The 8105-nt window shown below is 45.8% G+C and carries 7 protein-coding genes and 1 pseudogene; all 8 read left to right on the top strand.

Translation table 11 applies throughout. The features are described from left to right. A pseudogene (locus R7E51_RS22190) lies at positions 1 to 71 on the top strand (elongation factor Tu); the annotation flags it as partial. Positions 72 to 337: 266 nt separating this feature from the next. Beyond that, positions 338 to 718, top strand: coding sequence for a preprotein translocase subunit SecE (secE, locus tag R7E51_RS22185; RefSeq protein ID WP_005384680.1), 381 nt, complete (start codon positions 338 to 340; stop codon positions 716 to 718). Positions 719 to 731: 13 nt separating this feature from the next. Continuing rightward, positions 732 to 1280 (top strand): transcription termination/antitermination protein NusG, encoded by a 549-nt coding sequence (gene nusG / locus R7E51_RS22180; RefSeq protein ID WP_005384681.1) that lies wholly within the window; start codon positions 732 to 734, stop codon positions 1278 to 1280. 164 nt (positions 1281 to 1444) lie between these two features. After that, positions 1445 to 1873 (top strand): 50S ribosomal protein L11, encoded by a 429-nt coding sequence (gene rplK, locus R7E51_RS22175; RefSeq protein WP_005384682.1) that lies wholly within the window; start codon positions 1445 to 1447, stop codon positions 1871 to 1873. 4 nt (positions 1874 to 1877) lie between these two features. After that, positions 1878 to 2579, top strand: a complete 702-nt coding sequence (gene rplA, locus R7E51_RS22170; RefSeq protein ID WP_005384683.1) for a 50S ribosomal protein L1 — start codon at positions 1878 to 1880, stop codon at positions 2577 to 2579. Positions 2580 to 2872: 293 nt separating this feature from the next. Beyond that, positions 2873 to 3367, top strand: coding sequence for a 50S ribosomal protein L10 (rplJ, locus tag R7E51_RS22165; protein WP_005382538.1), 495 nt, complete (start codon positions 2873 to 2875; stop codon positions 3365 to 3367). A gap of 57 nt (positions 3368 to 3424) precedes the next feature. Further along, positions 3425 to 3793, top strand: coding sequence for a 50S ribosomal protein L7/L12 (gene rplL / locus R7E51_RS22160; protein WP_005382540.1), 369 nt, complete (start codon positions 3425 to 3427; stop codon positions 3791 to 3793). 252 nt (positions 3794 to 4045) lie between these two features. Next, positions 4046 to 8074 (top strand): DNA-directed RNA polymerase subunit beta, encoded by a 4029-nt coding sequence (gene rpoB, locus R7E51_RS22155; protein WP_005384685.1) that lies wholly within the window; start codon positions 4046 to 4048, stop codon positions 8072 to 8074. Positions 8075 to 8105: the final 31 nt, after the last annotated feature.

Genomic DNA, 8105 nt, shown 5'->3' with positions numbered 1-8105 from the left:
GTCTACGTTTCGCGATCCGTGAAGGTGGCCGTACAGTAGGTGCTGGTGTTGTTGCTAAGATCTTCGACTAATTCATAGCGAATTAGCGATGCTTTCGGAAAATCTTGAATTAGATTTGACGAACCAGTAGCAAAAAGGGCATCATTTGATGCCCTTTTTCTGCACTCAACATTATTTTTGCTGTTTTCTTGTTCAGAAGTGGGTTGGGCGCAGAGCAAGATTAAGCAAAGAGGCTTAATCTTAAGAAGAGTACGCTGATTTTTTCAGCGATATGGAGTTTGCCCTGCAACAGCGGGGTTGTTGTCGTCTATATTAAGACTTGTAACAGGTTGGTTTTATGAAAGCAAATAATGCTGAAACTCCTGATAGCTCAAACGCAGCAGATACGTTTAAGTGGGTAGCCGCTTTCGTATTGGCAGCTGCCGCTGTTGTGGGTAATTACCTGTATGGTGAAATGTCTGTAGTGGTTCGTGCTGCAGGCGTTGTTGTTCTTATTGCAGCTGCCTTAGGCGTTGCAGCAACAACGACTAAAGGTAAAGCAGCGATCAGTTTTGCAAAAGAATCTCGTATGGAAGTACGTAAAGTTGTTTGGCCTACTCGCCAAGAAACCATGCAAACAACACTGATCGTTTTAGCTGTAAGTATTGTAATGGCTCTAGTGCTATGGGGTATTGACGGAATTATGGTTCGTCTAGTAGCTCTAGCAACTGGGGTATAGAGGGTTTTTATTCATGAGTGAAGCTCCAAAAAAACGCTGGTATGTGGTTCAAGCCTTCTCTGGATTTGAAGGTCGTGTAGCTCAATCTCTGCGCGAGCATATCAAAATGCACGGCATGGAAGAGCTATTCGGTGAAGTACTGGTTCCTACTGAAGAAGTAGTGGAAATGCGCGCGGGTCAGCGTCGCAAATCTGAGCGTAAGTTCTTCCCAGGTTACGTCCTTGTTCAGATGATTATGAACGATGAATCATGGCACCTAGTACGCAGTGTGCCGCGTGTCATGGGCTTCATTGGTGGTACCTCAGACCGTCCGGCACCTATCACGGATAAAGAGGCTGACGCGATTCTTAATCGTCTTGAGAAAGCGAGTGAAGCGCCTCGTCCGCGTACAATGTACGAAGCGGGTGAAGTGGTACGTGTTAACGAAGGTCCATTTGCTGACTTCAACGGTACTGTTGAAGAAGTGGATTACGAGAAGAGCCGCCTGAAAGTGTCTGTATCGATCTTTGGTCGTGCGACACCAGTTGAGCTTGAATTTGGTCAGGTTGAAAAGCTGGACTAAGACTCTTCGTTAAAGAGTATAAAAAATCACCTTTTTAGGGTTGTATAAGGCGCGGATTATGACTATAATTTCGCGCCTTTTTACTTCAAGTGAAGTAAAAAGTTTCTTACACAAACGGGGAGCTGATCCGCGATTAGCGTTTGTACCCAAACTTAGGAATTATCATGGCTAAGAAAGTTGAAGCTTACATCAAGCTACAAGTTGCTGCTGGTATGGCTAACCCTAGTCCACCAGTAGGTCCTGCACTAGGTCAACACGGTGTGAACATCATGGAATTCTGTAAAGCGTTCAACGCAAAAACAGAATCTATTGAGAAAGGTCTACCAACTCCAGTAGTTATCACAGTATACAGCGACCGTTCTTTCACGTTCGTAACTAAGACTCCACCTGCTGCTGTTCTTCTTAAGAAAGCTGCTGGCGTTAAGTCTGGTTCAGGTCGTCCAAACACTGAAAAAGTTGGTACTGTAACTGACGCTCAAATCCAAGAAATCGCAGAAACTAAAGCTGCTGATATGACTGGTGCTGACATCGAAGCGATGAAGCGTTCTATCGCTGGTACTGCTCGTTCAATGGGCCTAGTGGTAGAGGGTTAATAAGATGGCAAAACTAACTAAGCGCATGCGCGTAATCCGCGAAAAAGTTGACGTAACTAAAGAATACGAAATCAACGAAGCTGTTGCTCTTCTTCAAGAACTAGCGACTGCTAAATTCGTTGAGTCTGTAGACGTTGCTGTTAACCTAGGCATTGATGCTCGTAAATCTGACCAGAACGTACGTGGTGCAACTGTACTACCTCACGGTACTGGCCGCGAAATCCGCGTTGCAGTGTTCACTCAAGGTGCTAACGCTGAAGCAGCTAAAGAAGCTGGCGCAGACATCGTAGGTATGGAAGATCTTGCTGAGCAAGTTAAGAAAGGCGAAATGAACTTTGACGTAGTTGTTGCTTCTCCAGATGCAATGCGCGTTGTAGGTCAACTAGGTACTATCCTAGGTCCTCGCGGTCTTATGCCAAACCCTAAAGTTGGTACTGTAACTCCTAACGTTGCTGAAGCAGTTAAAAACGCTAAAGCTGGTCAGGTTCGTTACCGTAACGACAAAAACGGCATCATCCACACTACTATCGGTAAAGCAAACTTCTCTGCTGAGCAGATCAAAGAGAACCTAGAAGCACTTCTAGTTGCTCTGAAGAAAGCTAAGCCATCTTCAGCGAAAGGTACTTTCCTGAAGAAAGTAAGCATCTCTACTACTATGGGTGCTGGTGTTGCTGTTGATCAGGCTAGCCTGAACACTCAAGCATAATTTATTTGCTTAGGCGCAAAATTAGTGTATAATTTTGCGCCTAATATTTGTGGTTGGGGCTGAACTTTGGTTCTTTGAACTGTCTCCTAGTTCGAAATGAATTAAGACCCAGTCTCCGTCCAAGACCGTAGGTGTTTGTGTAAAAGCAAACTTAATTATCCTACGTAGATGGTGCCCGAACTGACAGAAAGCTCTATGTAATATAGTTAACTTTCTTCTGGGGAAGCACCTCAATAGCTCTCACTGTCGTGATGATAGTGAGTGGTGTAACGACAACCAGGAGTAAATCCAAGATGGCTTTAAACCTTCAAGACAAAAAAGCAATTGTTGCTGAAGTCAACGAAGCTGCCAGTGGTGCACTTTCTGCAGTTGTAGCTGATTCTCGTGGCGTTCAAGTTGGCGCGATGACTTCTCTACGTAAACAAGCTCGTGAAGCTGGCGTTTACATGAGAGTTGTTCGTAACACTCTTGCTCGTCGTGCGGTTGAAGGTACTGAGTACGAGTGTCTAACTGACACTTTCACTGGTCCTACTCTAATCGCATTCTCTAATGAGCACCCAGGTGCTGCAGCGCGTCTTTTCAAAGACTTCGCTAAAGAGAACAAAGATTTCGAGATCAAAGCTGCTGCATTTGAAGGCGCTTTAACTGACGCTGAAGTACTAGCAACACTACCAACTTACGACGAAGCAATTGCACGCCTAATGATGTGCATGAAAGAAGCTTCGGCTGGCAAGCTGGCGCGTACTATCGCAGCTATCCGCGATCAAAAACAAGAAGCAGCGGCATAAGCCTTGCTTTTTACTGGTTGCTTAATAAACTTATTGTTGACTTAAAAGAGAATTGTTATGTCTATTACTAACGAGCAAATCCTAGACGCAGTTGCAGAAATGTCTGTAATGCAAGTTGTTGAACTAATCGAAGCAATGGAAGAGAAATTCGGTGTTTCTGCTGCTGCTGCTGTTGTAGCTGGCGGCGCTGCTGCAGGCGAAGCTGCTGCTGAGCAAACTGAATTCGACGTAATCCTAGAAGCTGCTGGCGGTAACAAAGTTGCTGTAATCAAAGCAGTACGTGGCGCAACTGGCCTAGGTCTTAAAGAAGCTAAAGCTCTAGTAGACGGCGCTCCAGCACCTCTTAAAGAAGGTGTTGAGAAAGCAGAAGCTGAAGCTCTTAAAGCTCAGCTAGAAGAAGCTGGTGCAACTGTTGCTGTTAAGTAATTATTGCATAGTTTCTTAGCCTAACGGCTAATTGGCTGGTGGTTTTTTAACCACCGGCCTTTTTGCGCTGTAGGGTATAGGCGAATTTTCCCGCTGTTTAAGCGCCTGATATCCATGCAAAAAACATTTCATTCTTACGAAATGAAATGTCACTACAGTAAACAGCTATATTAGTCACTGTCCCTTACCCCCCTTAAGTAACTAGGAGCGGGCGGACAGTTTGGGTCACTTATCAGCGAGCTGAGGAACCCCATGGTTTACTCTTATACCGAGAAAAAGCGCATCCGTAAGGACTTTGGTACTCGTCCACAAGTTTTGGACATTCCATACCTGCTATCGATCCAGCTCGATTCGTTCGACAAATTTATCGAACAGGATCCTGAAGGTCAATACGGTCTTGAAGCCGCTTTCCGTTCTGTATTCCCGATTCAGAGCTACAACGGCAATTCTGAGCTGCAATACGTTAGCTACCGTCTTGGTGAGCCAGTTTTTGACGTTAAAGAATGTCAAATCCGCGGTGTAACTTACTCAAAGCCACTACGTGTAAAACTACGCCTAGTTATCTTTGATAAAGACGCGCCAGCAGGTACTGTAAAAGACATTAAAGAACAAGAAGTCTACATGGGTGAAATTCCACTCATGACAGACAATGGTACCTTCGTAATCAACGGTACCGAGAGGGTTATCGTATCCCAGCTGCACCGAAGCCCAGGCGTGTTCTTCGACAGCGATAAGGGTAAGACCCACTCTTCAGGTAAAGTTTTATACAACGCACGTGTTATTCCTTACCGTGGTTCATGGCTTGATTTCGAGTTTGATCCTAAGGATAACTTATACGTTCGTATCGACCGCCGTCGTAAGCTACCAGCATCGATCATCCTTCGAGCACTAGGTAAGTCGACAGAAGAAATCCTAGATATCTTCTTCGAGAAAGTGAACTTCGAAGTGAAAGACCAAACTCTATTGATGGAGTTGGTTCCGGATCGTCTACGTGGTGAAACTGCGTCATTCGACATCGAAGCAAATGGTAAAGTTTACGTTGAGCAAGGTCGTCGCGTAACAGCTCGTCATATCCGCCAACTAGAAAAAGATGGTGTTGATCACATCGAAGTACCAGTTGAGTACATCGTAGGTAAAGTTGCATCAAAAGATTATATCAATGAAGCAACAGGCGAGATCATTGTTAACGCTAACCAGGAAATCAGCCTGGAAGCACTAGCGAACCTATCTCAGGCTGGCCACAAAGCGCTAGAAGTTCTATTCACGAACGATCTAGACCATGGTCCATTCATGTCAGAAACACTACGTATCGACAGCACGGTTGATCGTATTTCTGCATTGGTAGAAATCTACCGCATGATGCGCCCTGGTGAGCCGCCAACAAAAGAAGCTGCAGAAGCTCTATTCGAAAGCCTATTCTTCTCTGAAGAGCGTTACGATCTATCGACTGTTGGTCGTATGAAGTTCAACAGCTCTATCGGCCGTGAAGATGCTCAAGAGCAAGGCACACTTGATGAAACTGATATCATCGAAGTGATGAAGAAGCTGATCGCGATCCGTAACGGTAAGGGCGAAGTGGACGATATCGACCACCTAGGCAACCGTCGTATCCGTTCTGTAGGCGAAATGGCTGAGAACCAGTTCCGTGTAGGTCTAGTACGTGTTGAGCGTGCAGTTAAAGAGCGTCTAAGCCTAGGCGATCTTGACGCAATCATGCCTCAAGACTTGATCAACGCGAAGCCAATTTCTGCGGCAGTTAAAGAATTCTTTGGCTCTTCACAGCTTTCACAGTTCATGGACCAAAACAACCCGCTATCAGAAGTAACGCACAAGCGTCGTATTTCTGCATTGGGTCCTGGCGGTCTAACTCGTGAACGTGCTGGCTTCGAAGTACGTGACGTACACGTAACTCACTACGGTCGTCTATGTCCTATCGAAACGCCTGAAGGTCCAAACATCGGTCTGATCAACTCTCTATCTGCGTTTGCGCGTTGTAACGAGTACGGTTTCCTAGAGACACCATACCGTCGCGTTGTAGATGGCGTAGTAACAGACGAAGTAGATTACCTATCTGCAATCGAAGAAGGCCAATTCGTTATCGCACAGGCGAACGCTAAGCTAAACGAAGATGGTACTTTTGCAGATGAGCTGATCACAGCTCGTCAGAAAGGTGAATCTGGTCTACACCCTCGTGAGCACGCTCAGTACATGGACGTTGCGACAAACCAGGTTGTATCTATCGCTGCATCGCTTATCCCGTTCCTAGAACACGATGATGCGAACCGTGCATTGATGGGTGCGAACATGCAACGTCAGGCAGTTCCAACACTGAAAGCTGACAAACCGCTTGTTGGTACTGGTATTGAACGTAACGTAGCCGTTGACTCAGGTGTAACTGCAGTTGCTAAACGTGGTGGTGTAATCCAGTCAGTAGATGCTTCTCGTATCGTTGTTAAAGTTAACGAAGAAGAGCTAGTACCAGGTGAAGCTGGTATCGACATCTACAACCTGACTAAATACACACGTTCTAACCAGAACACATGTATTAACCAGCGCCCATGTGTGATGCCAGGTGAGCCTGTATCACGCGGTGACGTTCTTGCTGATGGTCCTTCAACAGACCTTGGTGAACTAGCGCTTGGTCAAAACATGCGTATCGCGTTCATGCCTTGGAACGGTTACAACTTCGAAGACTCGATCTTAGTATCTGAGCGCGTAGTTCAAGAAGACCGTTTCACGACTATCCACATCCAAGAACTGACTTGTGTGGCGCGTGATACTAAGCTTGGTTCTGAAGAGATCACAGCGGATATTCCAAACGTAGGTGAGTCTGCTCTGTCTAAACTAGACGAGTCAGGTATCGTTTACATCGGTGCTGAAGTTAAGGGTGGCGACATCCTAGTTGGTAAAGTTACACCTAAAGGTGAAACTCAGCTAACGCCTGAAGAGAAGCTACTACGTGCAATCTTCGGTGAAAAAGCATCTGACGTTAAAGATACTTCACTACGTGTACCTAACTCTGTATCAGGTACGATCATCGACGTTCAAGTCTTTACTCGCGATGGCGTTGAGAAAGACAAGCGTGCGCTTGAAATCGAACAGATGCAGCTTAAAGAAGCGAAGAAAGACCTAACTGAAGAATTCCAGATTCTTGAGGGCGGCCTTCTAAACCGTGTTAAAGCTGTATTGATTGAAGGCGGTTACTCTGAAGCGAAACTAGACACAACTGATCGTAAGAAGTGGCTAGAACTAACGCTAGAAGATGACGCACTACAAACTCAGCTTGAGCAACTTGCTGAGCAGTGGGATGAGCTAAAAGCCGACTTCGATAAGAAGTTCGAAACTAAGCGTCGTAAGATCACTCAAGGTGATGATTTAGCACCTGGTGTACTGAAGATCGTTAAGGTTTACCTAGCGGTTAAACGTCGCATTCAGCCTGGTGATAAGATGGCGGGTCGTCACGGTAACAAGGGTGTAATCTCTAAGATCAACCCTGTTGAAGACATGCCATACGATGAGAAAGGTCAGCCTGTAGACATCGTACTTAACCCACTGGGTGTACCTTCGCGTATGAACATCGGTCAGATCCTAGAAGTACACTTAGGTCTGGCAGCGAAAGGTATCGGTGACAAGATCAACCAGATGGTTAAAGAGCAGCAAGAACTAGCGAAATTCCGCGAGTTCCTACAAAAAGTTTACGATCTAGGCGACACTCGCCAGAAAGTAGACATTGCTTCTCTATCTGATGATGAAGTACGTACTCTGATCAAGAACTTGCGTGGCGGTCTACCAATCGCGACTCCTGTATTTGATGGCGCTCCAGAAGAGTCAATCAAAGCACTTCTTGAGCTAGCAGATCTACCAACATCAGGTCAGTTAACACTGTTTGATGGTCGCACAGGTGATGCGTTTGAGCGTCCTGTAACTGTTGGTTACATGTACATGCTGAAACTGAACCACCTTGTTGATGACAAGATGCACGCTCGTTCAACTGGTTCGTACAGCCTAGTAACTCAGCAGCCACTAGGTGGTAAAGCTCAGTTCGGTGGTCAGCGTTTCGGTGAGATGGAAGTATGGGCACTAGAAGCATACGGTGCTGCTTACACGCTACAAGAAATGCTAACGGTTAAGTCGGATGACGTTAACGGCCGTACTAAGATGTACAAGAACATCGTAGACGGTAACCACAGCATGGAACCTGGCATGCCAGAATCGTTCAACGTACTGTTGAAAGAGATCCGCTCGCTAGGTATCAACATCGAGCTAGAAGACGAAGAGTAATCCTTTTCTCTCTTGATGAAAGTCGAGAGAA

The organism is Vibrio sp. Vb1166 (assembly GCF_033338695.1).
Taxonomy (GTDB): domain Bacteria; phylum Pseudomonadota; class Gammaproteobacteria; order Enterobacterales; family Vibrionaceae; genus Vibrio; species Vibrio alginolyticus.
The sequence above is the reverse complement of the archived record's forward strand: the minus strand, read 5'-3'. Positions and strand labels throughout refer to the sequence as shown.

What these genes read in the sequence shown, in the direction of transcription:
- secE (WP_005384680.1), top strand. Translation starts at nt 338, where the DNA reads ATGAAAGCAAATAATGCTGAAACTCCTGATAGCTCAAACGCAGCAGAT.
- nusG (WP_005384681.1), top strand. Translation starts at nt 732, where the DNA reads ATGAGTGAAGCTCCAAAAAAACGCTGGTATGTGGTTCAAGCCTTCTCT.
- rplK (WP_005384682.1), top strand. Translation starts at nt 1,445, where the DNA reads ATGGCTAAGAAAGTTGAAGCTTACATCAAGCTACAAGTTGCTGCTGGT.
- rplA (WP_005384683.1), top strand. Translation starts at nt 1,878, where the DNA reads ATGGCAAAACTAACTAAGCGCATGCGCGTAATCCGCGAAAAAGTTGAC.
- rplJ (WP_005382538.1), top strand. Translation starts at nt 2,873, where the DNA reads ATGGCTTTAAACCTTCAAGACAAAAAAGCAATTGTTGCTGAAGTCAAC.
- rplL (WP_005382540.1), top strand. Translation starts at nt 3,425, where the DNA reads ATGTCTATTACTAACGAGCAAATCCTAGACGCAGTTGCAGAAATGTCT.
- rpoB (WP_005384685.1), top strand. Translation starts at nt 4,046, where the DNA reads ATGGTTTACTCTTATACCGAGAAAAAGCGCATCCGTAAGGACTTTGGT.